At 61.9% G+C, this 14,446-nt stretch carries 13 protein-coding genes; 9 read left to right on the top strand and 4 right to left on the bottom strand.

Annotated features, from left to right (window positions below; translation table 11 throughout):
- The first annotated feature begins 1 nt into the window (after position 1).
- Genes BLT54_RS16825 through BLT54_RS16790 form a run of 8 tightly spaced genes read left to right on the top strand, consistent with a single transcriptional unit; the run spans position 2 to position 7,141 of the window.
- Entirely contained in the window at positions 2–1,168 is a 1,167-nt protein-coding gene (locus BLT54_RS16825) for a lytic transglycosylase domain-containing protein (RefSeq protein WP_043872332.1), read from the top strand.
- Positions 1,165–1,962, top strand: coding sequence for a type IV secretion system protein (locus BLT54_RS16820; RefSeq protein WP_028095516.1), 798 nt, complete (start codon positions 1,165–1,167; stop codon positions 1,960–1,962). Before BLT54_RS16825 ends, BLT54_RS16820 begins: the two co-directional genes overlap by 4 nt.
- Before the next feature lie 14 nt (positions 1,963–1,976).
- On the top strand, positions 1,977–2,624 hold the full coding sequence (locus BLT54_RS16815; protein WP_043872331.1) for a VirB8 family type IV secretion system protein: 648 nt from the start codon (positions 1,977–1,979) through the stop codon (positions 2,622–2,624).
- A complete protein-coding gene (locus tag BLT54_RS16810) occupies positions 2,621–3,322 on the top strand; it encodes a TrbG/VirB9 family P-type conjugative transfer protein (RefSeq protein WP_009574160.1) in 702 nt (233 codons plus the stop codon). Before BLT54_RS16815 ends, BLT54_RS16810 begins: the two co-directional genes overlap by 4 nt.
- Positions 3,319–4,644, top strand: coding sequence for a TraB/TrbI/VirB10 family type IV secretion system protein (locus BLT54_RS16805; RefSeq protein ID WP_043872330.1), 1,326 nt, complete (start codon positions 3,319–3,321; stop codon positions 4,642–4,644). Before BLT54_RS16810 ends, BLT54_RS16805 begins: the two co-directional genes overlap by 4 nt.
- A gap of 1 nt (position 4,645) precedes the next feature.
- On the top strand, positions 4,646–5,680 hold the full coding sequence (locus BLT54_RS16800) for an ATPase, T2SS/T4P/T4SS family (RefSeq protein ID WP_043872329.1): 1,035 nt from the start codon (positions 4,646–4,648) through the stop codon (positions 5,678–5,680).
- Positions 5,681–5,696: 16 nt separating this feature from the next.
- A complete protein-coding gene (locus BLT54_RS16795) occupies positions 5,697–6,116 on the top strand; it encodes a hypothetical protein (protein ID WP_009574168.1) in 420 nt (139 codons plus the stop codon).
- Complete coding sequence (locus tag BLT54_RS16790; RefSeq protein WP_009574169.1) at positions 6,116–7,141, top strand: TrbL/VirB6 family protein; 1,026 nt, start codon at positions 6,116–6,118, stop codon at positions 7,139–7,141. The genes BLT54_RS16795 and BLT54_RS16790 overlap by 1 nt, the downstream gene beginning before the upstream one ends.
- A gap of 120 nt (positions 7,142–7,261) precedes the next feature.
- Here BLT54_RS16790 and BLT54_RS16785 read toward each other — a convergent pair whose 3' ends face one another.
- The 4 genes from BLT54_RS16785 to mobC all read right to left on the bottom strand — a co-directional run bounded on the left by BLT54_RS16785 (position 7,262) and on the right by mobC (position 13,165).
- Positions 7,262–7,981 (bottom strand): HoxN/HupN/NixA family nickel/cobalt transporter, encoded by a 720-nt coding sequence (locus tag BLT54_RS16785; protein ID WP_009574170.1) that lies wholly within the window; start codon positions 7,979–7,981, stop codon positions 7,262–7,264.
- Positions 7,982–8,294: 313 nt separating this feature from the next.
- Positions 8,295–10,250 carry a type IV secretory system conjugative DNA transfer family protein gene (locus tag BLT54_RS16780; protein ID WP_009574171.1) on the bottom strand — a complete coding sequence of 652 codons (1,956 nt, stop codon included), beginning with the start codon at positions 10,248–10,250 and terminating at the stop codon, positions 8,295–8,297.
- Positions 10,243–12,591: a relaxase/mobilization nuclease domain-containing protein gene (locus BLT54_RS16775; protein ID WP_074646436.1), complete on the bottom strand. Its 2,349-nt coding sequence runs from the start codon at positions 12,589–12,591 to the stop codon at positions 10,243–10,245. Before BLT54_RS16775 ends, BLT54_RS16780 begins: the two co-directional genes overlap by 8 nt.
- Entirely contained in the window at positions 12,578–13,165 is a 588-nt protein-coding gene (mobC, locus tag BLT54_RS16770; RefSeq protein ID WP_074646435.1) for a plasmid mobilization relaxosome protein MobC, read from the bottom strand. Before mobC ends, BLT54_RS16775 begins: the two co-directional genes overlap by 14 nt.
- A 552-nt stretch (positions 13,166–13,717) precedes the next feature.
- Here mobC and BLT54_RS16765 point away from each other — a divergent pair.
- Positions 13,718–14,437 (top strand): ParA family protein, encoded by a 720-nt coding sequence (locus tag BLT54_RS16765; protein WP_038073754.1) that lies wholly within the window; start codon positions 13,718–13,720, stop codon positions 14,435–14,437.
- Positions 14,438–14,446 lie beyond the last annotated feature (9 nt).

The following is a 14,446-nucleotide window of genomic DNA, read 5'->3' as shown; positions in this document are numbered from 1 at the left end:
AATGCGGACCTGGCTACCTCTCTCGATGATCGGCTTTGCACTGGCAGGTCCCACGGCAGGGCCAGCGGTCGCCCAAGGCGTGCCGACCTTCGATCTGCGCCTCTTCGCAGAGCGGCAGGCCATCCTTGAGCAGACCGATCGGGACCTGGCACTGCAGCAGGTCCGGCTAAGCCGCGAGGAGGAACTGGCCGAAATCGAGCGCCAGCAACTCGCCTCCCTCGAAGGGCTGATGGATGCCATGTCGCTTGGCGCTGGAGACGTGGCCGGAACCGTGGCGGGGCTCGAGGCGGGGCAGGGGGCGGTAGACGACGTCGAAAGCGCGGCCGCCAGTCTTTATGCGCCCGAGGACACCAATCCAGCGGCAGCGCGGATGTTCGGCGATGCCAGGGAGGGGATCGAGGAGCTGATCATCCGCGCAGCACGCGACACCCATAGTCTGTCCGGGGTCGGCCGCGCAGGTCTTTCGCTCGTGCAATGGCGCTGTCTCTTGCAGGCGCTGATTTGGCAGGAGAGCCGCTTCCAGATCGGGGCACGCTCACCCGTAGGGGCCTTCGGACTTACCCAGATCATGCCCGGTACCGCGGGCGATCTCGGGATCTACCCGGCCTATTACGACGATCCCTATCTGCAGGTCACCGGCGGTGCGCGATACCTCGCACAAATGCTGAACATGTTCGATGGCAACATTATCCATGCGCTCGCCGCCTATAACGCCGGTCCTGGCAATGTGCAGGATTATGGCGGTGTGCCGCCTTTCGCGGAAACCCAGCACTATGTCGTGGTGATCCCGCAGCAGTACAACAGCTACCTCGCGGCCGTGGGCGGCATCGATGCGCTCGGCACCATCGATCCTGTGCTCCTCGCCAACGCGAGTTTCAGCCTCTCGGCCCACGGCGCAGGGGTCTATGGCGACTATTCGCTGGTCTCGGTCCGTGCCGCCGCCCTGCGGGTTCAGGACATCATCACCCGCATTGGTGAGACCGAGGATCTCCACGAGGCCATCGCGCTCAACACCTATGCCCGGGCCGAACTGGCCCGGCTGGTCGCAATCCGGACCCGGATCAAGGCCGCCCGAACCGAGCCACTCAGCGCCGAGCAGATCGCCTTGGCGGCAGCGCAAGCTGCCGAGCGGCAATACATGGATTTTAGTCAGGAGGATTTGCGTTGAACCTGCGCCTGCCCCGTTCCCTTTTCGCCGGTAGCATCGCTCTCGCGCTTGCCCTCAATGTTACCGGACCTGTCGCGGCACAGGGTGTGCCCACGGTGGACACTCAGAACATTGCCCAGGAAATCCGCCAGCTTCAGCAGATGCTGCAGGATTTCGGGATCCAGACCGATCTTCTGGACAATGCGTTGGAGCAACTGGACATGCTGCAAAGCCAACTCGATCAGCTGAACGAGATGTATGCCTCGCTCACCGGGCCGCGCAGCATCCTCGGACTTGCCATGGGCGGGGACCTCGATACCTTGCTTGAGGCCAACTTCGAAGACATCCCCGGCCTGATCCGAGGCATCCAGGCGGGCGATTGGAGCGCGCTCATCGGGCCCAATGCCGGGCCCATGCGCACGCAGATGGAACAGGCGCTGGCAAGCGCCGGGTTCGACGAGGATTCACTCCGCGAGATCGCCACCAGCGGCAATCCGGGCGCCGAAGGCGTGGCCACGCGGGCCACCACAGGTGCTGTGATGTCGGCGGCGGCGCAGAACAGCCACGCAGAGGCGGAACAGTCTCTCGAACGGGTGGAACGTCTGGTCGAGATGATCCCCGACATGGAGGATCTCAAAGCCTCGATGGATCATAACACACGCGTCACGGCGGAACTCGCCATCGCCATGACCCGGATGTGGGAGCTGGAAGCGATCCAAACCCTAGGCGCAGGCAATGCAGGCGTGGTCGACGCCGCCACGGTTGCCGAAGAACGCCGCTACATGGACTTCACCTTGCCGGATCTTGAGCCATGAGTGGGGCAGGGGTGATGACTGCGCGCGAGCTCGTGGAAGAGGAACTTGTCTACGGTGCCCTGCGCCGGGAACAGCTTTGGCGGATGATCGGCATTTCCGGGGCAGGCTTTGGCGTATTCGGCTGTTTGACGGCTGCGGCTGTCGCGCTGATGGTCGAGACGCCGCCTCCCGTGGTTGTGCCCTACGATCCCGCGACCGGGATGGCGCTCCCCAATGCCACGGTTGAAACCGTGTCGCTCGCCGAACGGCCTGCCGTGATCGAAGCGCAAATCTACCGCTACATTTTCGACCGCGAAACCTACAACCAGCTCGACAACGATCTTCGTGTCCGCCGTGTCCTGGCACAGTCTTCCGGATCGGCCGAGGCCAGCATGCGCGCGATGTGGACATCGGGGCAGGACAGCTATCCGCCGACGCGTTACGGGGCTGCGGCCGAGATGGCCGTTGAGATCGCATCGATCACCCTTATTGGCGATAACCGCGCCCAGGTGCGGCTCAGAAAGCGCCTGACCAGCCCTCAGGGGGTACAGGATGGATCGTTCACTGCCACGTTGATGTTCGAATTCCGGCCCGAGCGGACCCGAGCGATCGACGATGTTTGGCAAAACCCTTTCGGTTTCACCGTTACCCAATATGCCATCCGATCGGACCGTTCCGAATGACTCGCACTCCAATCTCTGCGCTGCTGGCCGCCAGTATTCTCGCGTTCGCGGGAACGACTGCTTTGGCCGAAACTACGCCCCGTCCAGGTTCTCATGACAATCGCGTGCGCGTCGCGACCTGGACTGAAGGCCAGGTTTACCGTGTCGTCACGACTCTGACCCGCGTCACCACAGTCGAATTCGGTGAGGGTGAAACCATCCGCTCGATCATCGCCGGCGATACGGTCGGGTTTCAATTCGACGGTGTCCCGGGTGGCCGTGCCTTCGCCATCAAGCCGACAGCATCTGGCGTCGCCACCAACATCACCGTCTACACCAACCGCCGCTCCTACTACTTCCATGTCGTCGAAGCCCGGGAGACGCCGCATTATGTCGTGCAGTTCCGCTATCCTGAAAACCGCGTGCAACCCACCAGGGCGGTTGCGGCCGATGCGCCGAACGCGAACTATGCGGTCAGCGCCCGAGAAGAGTTCACGCCGACGGCCATCTGGGATGATGGTACCTTCACGTATTTCCGGTTTGCACGGAACGCGCCGGTGCCCGCCATCTTCCGATATTCGAACGGCAGGGAACGCGCGGTGAACAGCCAAGCCTTGAGTGACGGCGTCATCCGCGTGTCCGGCGTCAACCGGCAATGGGTCCTTCGCCTTGGCGAAGAGGTGATTTGCGTCCAGGACGCAGGACAGGCCACATCATGACCGAAGGTACGGAAGACCTCGCCGCGCGCCTCGCGGCTCTCGAAGGTTCGACAGGCAAAGCGAAGGCAAACAAGCGGCCTGCACCGCTTGCCGCGATCCTTGGAGTCGTCGGCATCGCCGCAGCAGGTGGTCTGGCGTGGGCTGCCCTACAGCCGTCGGCAGAAGCACCAATGGCGACCGCCGCGCCGGAGGAGTTCCAGAGCAGCGGCCCCGGATTCGGAGATCTGGCGCCGATTTCTACCCCGGAGCCCAGCCAAGCCCCGCCTGCGGACACAGGTCCGAGCGAGTCTGAACTCGCGCTGATGGAAAGTCTTGCGACATTGAGAGCGGAACTCGAGGACCTGCGCGCAAGACCGGCCGAGGCCGCGGATAGCGGGGCGGAGCAGGCTATTGCGGACCTGACGGCGCAAATTGCCACCTTACAGGAAGCATCCGCCGAGGCTCAGCGTGCCCTCGAGCGGCAGCTGACCGAGCGGGACCGCGAATTGGATCAGCTCCGCATGGACTTGGAACTTGCACGGCTTGCACCACCAGAGCCGACCTCATTGGGACCAAGTGAAGAAGAATTGCGGCTGGCCGAACTCGAAAGGCGGCGCGCTGCTGAAGCTGAGGCCCGCGCAGAGCGTATCGCGTCTCCTATGATCGCATTCTCCGGGATGGGCGCGGGTGCGGATAGGGAGAACACGCTGGAAGCCGCACGTTTGAATGCAGATGAAGCCTTTGTTCGTTCGGGCGCACAACCTGCGCAGGTGACACGTGCCGAAGTGATCGCGAACCCATCGAACACGGTTGTTCAGGGCACCATGATTCAGGCTGTCACAGAGACGGCTCTCGACAGCACACTGCCCGGCGCGATCCGCGCCATCGTCTCGGAAGACGTCCATTCGTTCGATGGAACCCGTATCCTGATCCCGCGCGGCGCGCGGCTGATCGGGCGCTACCGCTCCGATGTCGCACTCGCCCAATCGCGCGTCATGGTGGCATGGGACCGGATCATCTTGCCCGACAATCAGACTGTGCAGATCAGCGCCTTCGGTGGAGACGAACTCGGCCGTACTGGCACCACCGGGTTTGTCGACACCCGTTTCGCGCAACGCTTCGGCTCCGCCGCGCTGATCTCCTTGATCGGCGCTCTGCCTGCGGCTGCAGCGGGTCAAATCGACAGCGAGGCGGCGGCCGATGTTGCGAGTGATGTCGGCACCGACCTGCGCGATAGCACGCAAAGCGTGATGCAGGACTATCTGGCGATCCGGCCAGTGATACATGTCGACCAGGGTACACGGATCACGGTCATGGTTGATCGTGACCTCGAGATTTTCTGACATGGCTGCAAGTTATCTGGAAGCGTCGCTCGACCGTTTCGGCCCCGAGGTCCTGCGCGACGACACGATCGAGATCTGTATCAATCCCGACGGACAAGTCTGGGGCGAATTCCAGGGCGACCACTTCATGCGAGGTCTCGGCAGCCCGCTGAGCCAGACCGAGATCAAGGACCTCGGCAACCAGATCGCCTCCGCCGCCTCGACCACGCTCAGCACCAAGAAGCCTATCGTCTCGGTCTCGATCCTATATCGTGATCGCCCGATCCGCGCGCAGGTGATCCAGCCGCCGGCAGTCGAGGGCGGTTTCTCGATTTCTCTTAGGTTCTTCTCCTCCCTGCCGCTTGAGAAGGTCAAACTCGGATTCCTTTTCGGCAAGGAACGCAGCCTTGAGGGTCTGCGCCGGGAACGGAACGCCGCGCTTCGTGATGTGGTGAGGTCCGGCGACATCGACGCTGCGCTGCGGTTTTGCGTCGAGAACAAGCTCAACATGATCGTCTCGGGCGGTACATCTACCGGCAAGACGGTGGCGGCGCGCAAGATCCTTTCGCTGATCCCGCCCGAAGAGCGGATCATCACCATCGAGGAGGCGGCCGAGCTGCGCCCCGAGCAGCCCAATGCCGTGACGTTGATCGCGGACCGGGACACGGATGCCCGCAGTGCCGATGTGCTCTTGGCCTCAACGCTTCGCATGCGACCCGACCGGATTGTCCTAGGCGAAGTCCGCGGTCGCGAGGCGATGACGTTTCTCGAGGCAATCAACACCGGCCACGGTGGATCGCTGACCACGCTGCATGCCGAGACCCCACAACTTGCTGTTCGCCGCCTCGCCATCGCCGCCCTGAAAACCGATGTGCCGATGACCTATGCCGACATGCTCGATTATATCGAGGGCTCAATCGACGTGATCATTCAGGCAGGCCGCCATGAAGGCGCGCGCGGAATCACCGAGTTCTTTCTCCCGGGCCAAACCACTGATTTGAACCTCGACACGGTCGACGGCAGAGGCAACAAGAGCCCCTCCGTTGCCGCTGAGTAAAAAAGGAACCCCCCAGATGCGAAAACCAATCCTCGCAGTCATGCTTGCCGCCCTTGCGGGCCCACTTGTGGCACAGACTTCGCCTCCGATCTCAAACGATCTCACGGTCGATATGTCGCCTCAACAATACCGGATCTGCAACGATCGTCCGGCGCGCCCGACCTGGATGGACGAAATCAATCCGCGGGAAGCCTACAAGGCAGCAGCTTTGATGGAATTGTACGAAATTCGGGCCTGGGAGGAGATCGCTGAATCTGGCGACTGCGGCTGTGAAACCCGCTTTCCCGCTTGGGGTAGCTCCGATGGCGAGTATCATGAAAGGTATGCAGGCCTTAGCCAAGCCGAGCATTCAGCGTTTCGCCGCGACTGGATTGAAGTAAGGAAGCAACTCGAGCCGAGCGTGCGTACAATCTGCGAAGCTCAAGGCAACTGGTAATGGGCGTCGTCAGCTGGATGGTCGGAACGGCAGACGCGTTCCTTGTCGATGCGGCTGAGTCCCAGTTCGGGGCCGTGGCAAGCAATACCGGCACGATCGTCCTGCTGATGGTCACGCTTTCGCTAATCGGCGTCTGCATCAACATGGCATTCCAGTTCCGCAGCATGGATGGGGCCAGCTTCTTCTGGTACCTGATCAAGCTGATGCTGATAGGGCTCTTCGCCTTCAACTGGGCAAACTTCAATGCAGTAGCGAACGCCGTCATTGGAGGCTTGGACTACGTCGCTGGCGCACTAGTGTCTTCGGTTGGCGGCGGAGGAGCCGGAGCCACACACTTTGCCGGCGAATTCGACATCCTGATCGAAAAATTCAGCCAGTACCTGAATGCCATCGGCAGCAATTTGAACTGGATGACGGGCGCGATCCTAGGCGGCATCGGGCTTATTCTTTTGAGCCTCCTTGGCTTCATGACCGGCATCGTCCTCATATTCGCCAAGATGATGCTGACCCTCATGCTCGGCCTTGCTCCGATCATGATCGCTCTGTCGCTCTTCGACGCGACCAAGGATTTCTTCCATAGGTGGGTCTCGACGACGGTCAGCTATGCCTTCTACCCCATCGTCATCGCAGCAATGTTTTCGACCGTCGTCGGCATGGCGAATTCGCTTCTCGCGCAGCTCGGTGATCCAAACTCGGCAACCAACATCGGATCGCTCGTGCCGTTCTTCGTCATGGTGTTCCTAGCCAAGGGCTTCGTCGCTGCAACGCCCCTGATTGTGCGGGGGATCTCTGGGAACCTGATGGTAGCCGCAGCGCCCGCTGTGGTCGCTGGATCGACCGGGATCATGCGGGGGATCTTCAATACCGACGGCGTGAAGGGCCGGGCGCGGATCGGTGCGCTCACGACAAGCGAAGTAATCGGACGAGGCGCGGTGCAGACGCCTGCCGCTGTGCGGAGCGCCGCGGCAACGACAAGCGCGCAGGTGGTCAGAATGGCGGAACGGGCAAAACGTTTGCGAGAGTAGAAAGGAGAAAGCAGCCTTTCGCCGCACTGTGCATGAACTCACACAATGCGGGACTTTCCGCACCTTCTGCTGTTCGACCGAATCAAGCGTGCAGGCCGTGAGGCGTTGACGAGTACGCTTTCAGCCTCCGAAGATATTAAGCGCTGTTCCGTTCTCAACGATGATGGTTGCGCCGATCCATAGCGCTGCTATCCCGATTGCTCCAGAGGTCCCAATTCGAAGCCAATTCGCCCCGCGCTGAGCTAGCAGCAACGGAAAGCTGACCACCGTGGACAACGCCGCCATTCCGGCCATCGAACCCAGTCCAAACACGGCGAAATACGCCAAAGCTTGGCTAATGTTCTGTGTCGCGCTGATTGCTAGCACCAAGAGCGCTCCTGAGCCTGCGGCGCCGTGAACCAGCCCGATACCAAGGGCCTTGGCGTTGGTCCTGTGGTGGCTGTGGTTGTGCCACACCTCGCCGTGAGGCAGCGTCTCTCCCTTGTGCGAATGGGCGTGCATGTGCTGGGAGCCGTCATGTTCGTGCATGTGGATGTGTACGCGGTCTCGGTGCAACCGCCAAAGTGTCTGCGTGCCGAGCGCCACGATCATCACGCCAACCGCAAATTCAAGTCCTGCTTGCATTTGGCCCGAAATTGTAAGGCCCAGCAGCACTACAGCAGCGCAGAAACCGAATAACGCGAGTGTATGTCCCAGCCCCCAGAATGCCCCACGGGCAATCAGCGCTCGGCGGCTGCCCTTCTGAGCCAGCATGTTGGATACGGCGGTCAAGTGATCGGTCTCAAGCGCGTGCCCCATGCCGATGACGAAGGCGAGCAATAGGATCGCGGAGTAACTCATGCCTTAGACCTCATGTATTGAGCCCGGGACGCATCACCGGAATAGGCGCCGTCCCACCATTCCTGCAGGACCAACAGCGCCCTTCTAAACCACCGCTTCGAACTTCCCATGCGGCCCCCTTCCCGATCGCAGTTGTCGACGATGCGCGCAACCCGTCACGCCAGACCGCATCCCGTGTCTGGCATGACGGCCATACGTGCCTTCTGCTACCAATGGCCGGAACGCGGTCAAGACCGCATGTGCAGCTGTCGTCCGCAAAGGGCTCTTCAGTTACATTCGCCGCGAGGAGAATGAACGTCAACTCCTGCGAAACTCATCCGTGCTCCGCGATGATAGCTCTCGTTGTCTGAACTGCCGAAGCAAGCGTTGTCCGGTCTGTGTTCGTGATACCTAGGCCCTCAACATCAAGCGACAGCTGGCCCTGGCCACCGCCGCTTGCAGCGACACGAGCCGCGCGGCCGCGGGCCTTCGCTGCGCTGACAGGGTCGGTTTTCGATACGTTGGGCGCATTCGGGCCGACGTCCCGCGGTCCCGCAGCCGCCCGCACCTCCTGCAGTTCTTGCTTCAGCCTAGCCACCGTCTCGCGGGTCTCGGACATCTGCCGATCCCGCCTCAGTTTGTCCTCGTCTGGATATGGGAAGCTTCCCGATTGACCGGCGTGCAGAATCTGCAATGCCGGATCCTCAAAATACTTCACCCTTCTCCCGCGGATGGGCATCTGCGCGTCGATCACGAGAATGACCTCGTCGAGGTCCATGCGTCGGGCCTCATCCTCGGTCAGGAGCGGGGTATCTTCTGTCCTCTCCGAGACGCTGCGCCCTTCGAATGGATTGCGTCCAACAGCACGGGAGCGGGTCACCACACGCTTGGTGGTCTTGCCGACAGCCTGGCTCAATTCCTCGATGGTCTTCTGCTCGGATGGGGTGAGGTAGAGCTTTACCCCGGCGCCGCCCTGCAGCGACCTGCGGGTGTTTTCACCATAGATCTCGTCCAGCGCCGGGATCGTCTGGGTCACGATGGCGAGGTTGCCGCCGAAGGAGCGCAGCGTCTTTATGCTTTCGGCGACGATTGGCATTTTCCCGAGCCGGTCAAACTCGTCGAGCATGATCATCACCGGCCAGGGCTCGTCATCGCCGGGTTCCTGTGCTTGCAGCGAGGCGATCAGGTCCGAGAAGAAGAGGCGGATCAGCGGGGCAAGCGGGCGGATCATCTCGGATTCGACCGCAAGATAGATCGCATGTGGGCGGCGGCGGATATCCCGGAAGGAAAAGTCAGAGGTCGCGGTGGCCGCGTCGATCGCGCGGTTGTCCCAGGTGTCGAGACCCGATGTCATGAGAAGCGAGAGGTAGGAGGTGAGGGTGTCGTTGTTGGTCGAGGCCATACGCTCGAAGATCAGTTTGGCCGAGGTGTTCTTCACCTCCTGCGAACGCTTCAGATATTCCTTCTGCTTGTCGCCCCCCGAGGCGGTGATGCGGTAGATCTCGCCGATGGTCGGCACGCCGCGCTCGAAAGCCAGAAGACCGGCCGCCACGAACAAGTCGATACCGCCTGCGAGAAGGCCGCTCAGCTTTTCGTTGTCGGTCTGCAGGAAGAGCTTCGCGGTGAGTTTAAGCTCCATCTGCTGCCGGTCGGGGTTGGTCATGGCAGCAATGCGCGCCAGCGGATTATAGCGATGTGTTGGTCGGTCCCAGTCGGTCGGCGCGAAGCGGAAAACCTTGTCCCCCATGCTGGCGCGGAAGCGCGAGGTCTCGCGGAAGTTCTCGCCTTTCACGTCGAGCACCACGGCGGAGCCCTTGTAGGTCAGCAGGTTCGGGATCACGAACCCCACGCCCTTGCCCCGGCCCGTGGGCGCCACGATCAGCGCGTGGGGGAAGGTTTTTGAGACTAGGAACGGGCGCTTGGATTTCGGGGAGCCGAGCTTGCCCAGAAGGAAGCCGCCGCCGGGCTTGGCAAAGAAACCGTTCCTCTTCATCTCGCTGCGAGTCTGCCAATGCGTCGTCCCGAAGCGGGTCAATGCATCCCCCAGAAGCGTGACGCTCAGCATCAGCGATGCCAGACCGAAGCCGCCAAGTATGAGGTTCACCCAGAGGAAGTCTTTTGGTGCGGACTGAGACAGACCCCGATATTCGCGGGCAAGCAGGGTGACGTCGAAACGCGTGGGAGAAAGCCCATAGCGGAACATGACAAAGCCGGTCGCCACGACATAGCCCATGGCGAGACCGACCAGCACGAGGCTCAACACTCCTAGGGCAATCTTGCCTTTATCCATGGGTGATCCCCTTCTCACCATGTGCCGCGGCGTGGCGTGCGCGCTGCGCCTCTATCTGTTCTTCCGCCAATGCATCGAGAACGCGCTCCATGGCCGGGCCATGCGCAGTGACCTCGCTGCTCTGGAGATAGGTTCTAGCGAGTTCCAGCTGGCGGAGCGGATCCTCAGTGAACTTATCGAGGACTTCTGCGTTTCCGGCCCGCAGCGCGTCGATTGCGTCGGGGCTTAGCCGTTCGTTGACCTGCCGGACGATGTCATGTCGCTCTGCCTCGGAGAGCGGGCCCTCGACGTCTGCGTTTCGCACAAAGGCCATGACGGTTGGCGCTGTCTCTTCCAGATACCGGCGCTCGGCGTAGTCTTGTCGCGCCTGGTCCTCGATCTCGAAACTGCGCTCGCTGATATAGGCACGCGACGCGCCGAGCGAACGAAGGTGGTTGATTTCGTCCTGGACGGCCTGCCCAAACTCGTCATCCGGCATCTCCGTGCGATAGCGGGCGAGGGTACGGAGCTCTTCGGTAATCGGACCGAGATGATCCGAAGGATCCCGCAAGGCGAGGTCCATGTCGCCAGCATGAAGTGTGCGGTCCTGTTCCGATACCGCATATTGCGGCGGCATTCGACTGTCAGTCATCTGTTCCCAAGCCATCGAGGCCAATTCGGCATGCTGCGGAGATCTCTGCGCATAGGCGTCGAACGCAACGCGGGCCTCCTCCACCTCCACGGCGCCCGCCCGCCGCACCGAGGGGTCGTCGGAGAACGGATGATCGAAATCCGTCCGACGGAACTGCGCCACCAGCGCCCTGAACGCCTGCCGCTCCGATGGGGCAAAGATGTCGGACCCGTCTTGCGCGAGATCACTCCTAGGTGTCGTCAACCGCTCACCAAGCGCTGCCTCAGCGTCATCCACCTCGTCGACCTCGGTTGGCGCGCGCAGGACGCGCACGTCAGTCAGAACATCGCCCAACCGAACATGCACGGCTTCCAGCCGGTCGAGCGCGTCTTCCCGGTCCGCAGATTTCTCCAGATCGAGGTCGCTTGCTTTGGCAATCCCCTGCAGATCCTGTGCCAGCCACTGGCGCTCCAATGCGGCATTGCCTGCCCCCTCCCGCAGGCGCGCGGCCACAGCCTCGGCATCGATGCCCGTGCCTTGCAACGCCTCGGCCAGCTTTGATGCCACCTCTCCATCGTCAATACGCGCGAGGTGTTCTTCACTTAAGTTCGGCCTTGCATAGATGCCGTCCCGGGATGGGGCATCGACCAGGGCGGCGGAGCGATCCCCGAGCGGGTTCAAATGCGCGACCGAGGCCAGAACGTCGGTCAGCTTGCGCTCGATCACCGGCCTCTCGGCCGCTGGCGCCCTGTCGATCGCCGCCTCGATCTGGCGAATGTTCTGAGAAAACTCGGTGATCAGCGTGTCGAACGCTGCTTCGTCTTGGGACATGTAGATGGCTCCGTCAGATTGAATCTGACCGCCACTGGCAAGGATGGTGCTGGCCCTCTCGAGCGCCTCGGACACGTCTTCGAAATTCGAACGGGACGCCTCCGCCGCGAGCCCGCGATAGATCAAAGCGTTGTGCCGGACGGTTTCCAGAGCGGCCGCCAGGTCAGCACCGGTTCTCTGGCGCTCGACTGGGGGACGACCTTCGTCGCGGGCCTTGTAGATTTCATCGATCTCGGCGCGGTAGGTCGTGACGCCGCGATCCAGACGACGCGTTGCCTCGAGCCGGATCCCGTGTCCTCTGGCCGCTTCGACCATCGCCTCGCGAAAGGCGTCGTAGTTGAAGTGATGATCCTTCCCGAGAAAGAACATTTCGCCATCCTTGCTGCGGCGGTTCAGAACGATATGCGCATGTGGATGCGCGCGATCTTGGTGTATTGCAGCAATATAGTCGAATTGCGAGCCCTCACCTTGAAAGAACTTCTCGCAGACGGCCTGGGTGATATCGCGCACCTCTTCACCACTGGTCCCAACCGGGAATGCCATCAGCAGATGCGACGTATGGCCAAGCTTGGGGCTGTAGCGCTCGTTCCACTGGTTCTCGAACCGCCGCGCCACTCGGTTGATCTCGGCTTCCGAGAGCTGCTTCTTCCCGTCATGGGTGCCGCGGCTGTCGAGGATATGGGTCGACTTCGTCGTGAGATATGTGAGCTGCGCCCGTAGCTGCGCCCCGGTGTGGCAGCCCCCTTTCGAGATAGCCTTGAAGATCGCTGGCGAATAGCCGCGCGCGGCCCGGACCATCTGCGCGCCCTTGGAAAGCCCCTGCCAGGATCCCGAAACCCGGCTCCAGCCGCGGTCGAAAAGCGCCGGATCGATGCCACGGACCCGGTCACTCCGCGCCATTCTCATCCCTCTCGGCGAGGCCCGCCAGGGCAGAGCTGATCTCAAGGTCCAGCAGGCTGCGCCGCGCACGCGACATCTCCTGGACCTGGTCGGCCAGATCGAAGACCAGACCCGCAAGGGCGCGGACGTCACGGTGACTTGAGGCCGGGTAGGACAGTCTCTCGCCCCGCACCTTGGCCTCGTTCAGACGTCGCGCGATCTGGTTCACGTTGTTGCCGACCCGGTTGAGCGCGGCGCCGAGGCTGCGCAACTCGTCACACATCTCGTCGTCGGGCAAGAAGACACCTTCGGCCGCCAGCATCAGGCGGCGCATGGCATCAGAGCGGTGCGCAATCCCGCGCCGCGACAGTGCCGCGTCGAACCGGCGCAGGTCGTCGTCCGAGACCCGGATCCCCACAACCCGCGATCGGCTGCCGTTCGCTGTCTGACGCTCATCCCGGTGGTTCACCACGTTGTAGATCGTCTTCAGGCTGACATCGTAGCGCGCGGCCAATGACGCCGCGGAGACGCCGTTCCGGCGCTCCTGGGCGATGGTCGATCGCTCGATCTCTGACAGTCTGCGGCGGCGGGACATTTTGAAGTTAACGTTCCTATTTCTTGCCAACTTCGTACAAGCCCGCCGACTCCCAACGCAAGTGGAGTCGGCCATAAGGGATTGTACTCAATGTAGAAAATCGCCCTGCAGGGGCGATTTCCCGTCCTTTGTCAAATGGATCGCGCGCCGCGCTCATTGCACCACGCGATGCGGTCTCCGCATCGCGCATCGCGTCTTTTGCGCCCCGTCTCTTGCACCCCGCAAGACGGGTTCTGCCGCGCGCTGACCGTCTCGCGTCACCCGCAGAACGCCATACGCGAGACTGCCTCCCGTCGTCTGGAGCGCGCTATCCGTCACCTGCATTCCGTCCGCAGCACATCGCCGAGCGCATCCCGACATTTGGAGGGTGTGCGGTGCCCCGCGACGAATGCTGACGGCGCCACGGCAGACGTCGCACGGTCATCGCATTACGCCACCCGCTGCATGCCAAACGCAGTTCGCATCCCGACTTCTGCTTGACCCCTCCGCCTCATGCGTTTAGCGACGCTTTTGCATTATCGTTGCGATTCACTATTTTTGCGGAGGATCAGAATGCCGAACGAAAATCTTGTGGTGATCGCAGCGATGGCCCGGAAAGGGGGCAGTGGAAAAACGACGCTTTCGCGCGCCTTGATCAGTGCCGCGATCGCCGCCGGACGCAGAGTGATGTTGATCGACACGGACAGCACGAGAGTACTCGGGGCATGGCATGCTCGGGCGGAAGCCGGTGGGCTGAGTTCGCCGCTTCTCTGCTCGGCCACCGTCGAAAGCGTGGCGGGTGTCGAGGGTCAGATCGATCAGGTCTACATGGCAGGCACGGCAGACTTCATCTTCATCGATACCGCGGGGGTCGGTGCCGAATGGTCAGACGGCATCGCGGTGCTTGCGGACCACATTGTGACGCCCGTCATGCTGTCGACATCTGATTTCGATGTCGGAGCGCAGACGGCTGATTGGTTTGAGAAACTGAAATCCCGTGTTGACGACCCCTCCAGCCTTCCGCGCCACCACGTCGTCCTGAACATGGTCGACCCGAAAACGACCCGTGCTGACGCCGCCCTGATTGAAGAAGCGCTCACCCGTTTCCCGGTGATTGAGACCGTCATGATGCGGCGGAACACTTACAAGGAGATGGACCAGAAGGGGCTTCTCCACGCCTTGGCACTGGAAAAGCAATCTGATCCAAACCCTCTGATGCGTCCACATGTACGTCATGTCGTCGAGGCGCTCGAGGAGGCGACGGACATCCTCAACAACATTCTTGCTGCGTGAGGACAGTCG

Source organism: Celeribacter baekdonensis (genome assembly GCF_900102315.1).
In the GTDB taxonomy this organism is placed as follows: domain Bacteria; phylum Pseudomonadota; class Alphaproteobacteria; order Rhodobacterales; family Rhodobacteraceae; genus Celeribacter; species Celeribacter baekdonensis.
This window is presented reverse-complemented; position numbering and strand designations above follow the sequence as displayed.

Excerpts from the sequence above, each read along its gene's own strand:
- BLT54_RS16825 (WP_043872332.1), top strand. The coding sequence starts at position 2 with ATGCGGACCTGGCTACCTCTCTCGATGATCGGCTTTGCACTGGCAGGT.
- BLT54_RS16815 (WP_043872331.1), top strand. The coding sequence starts at position 1,977 with ATGACTGCGCGCGAGCTCGTGGAAGAGGAACTTGTCTACGGTGCCCTG.
- BLT54_RS16810 (WP_009574160.1), top strand. The coding sequence starts at position 2,621 with ATGACTCGCACTCCAATCTCTGCGCTGCTGGCCGCCAGTATTCTCGCG.
- BLT54_RS16805 (WP_043872330.1), top strand. The coding sequence starts at position 3,319 with ATGACCGAAGGTACGGAAGACCTCGCCGCGCGCCTCGCGGCTCTCGAA.
- BLT54_RS16800 (WP_043872329.1), top strand. The coding sequence starts at position 4,646 with ATGGCTGCAAGTTATCTGGAAGCGTCGCTCGACCGTTTCGGCCCCGAG.
- BLT54_RS16795 (WP_009574168.1), top strand. The coding sequence starts at position 5,697 with ATGCGAAAACCAATCCTCGCAGTCATGCTTGCCGCCCTTGCGGGCCCA.
- BLT54_RS16790 (WP_009574169.1), top strand. The coding sequence starts at position 6,116 with ATGGGCGTCGTCAGCTGGATGGTCGGAACGGCAGACGCGTTCCTTGTC.
- BLT54_RS16785 (WP_009574170.1), bottom strand. The coding sequence starts at position 7,981 with ATGAGTTACTCCGCGATCCTATTGCTCGCCTTCGTCATCGGCATGGGG.
- BLT54_RS16780 (WP_009574171.1), bottom strand. The coding sequence starts at position 10,250 with ATGGATAAAGGCAAGATTGCCCTAGGAGTGTTGAGCCTCGTGCTGGTC.
- BLT54_RS16775 (WP_074646436.1), bottom strand. The coding sequence starts at position 12,591 with ATGGCGCGGAGTGACCGGGTCCGTGGCATCGATCCGGCGCTTTTCGAC.
- mobC (WP_074646435.1), bottom strand. The coding sequence starts at position 13,165 with ATGTCCCGCCGCCGCAGACTGTCAGAGATCGAGCGATCGACCATCGCC.
- BLT54_RS16765 (WP_038073754.1), top strand. The coding sequence starts at position 13,718 with ATGCCGAACGAAAATCTTGTGGTGATCGCAGCGATGGCCCGGAAAGGG.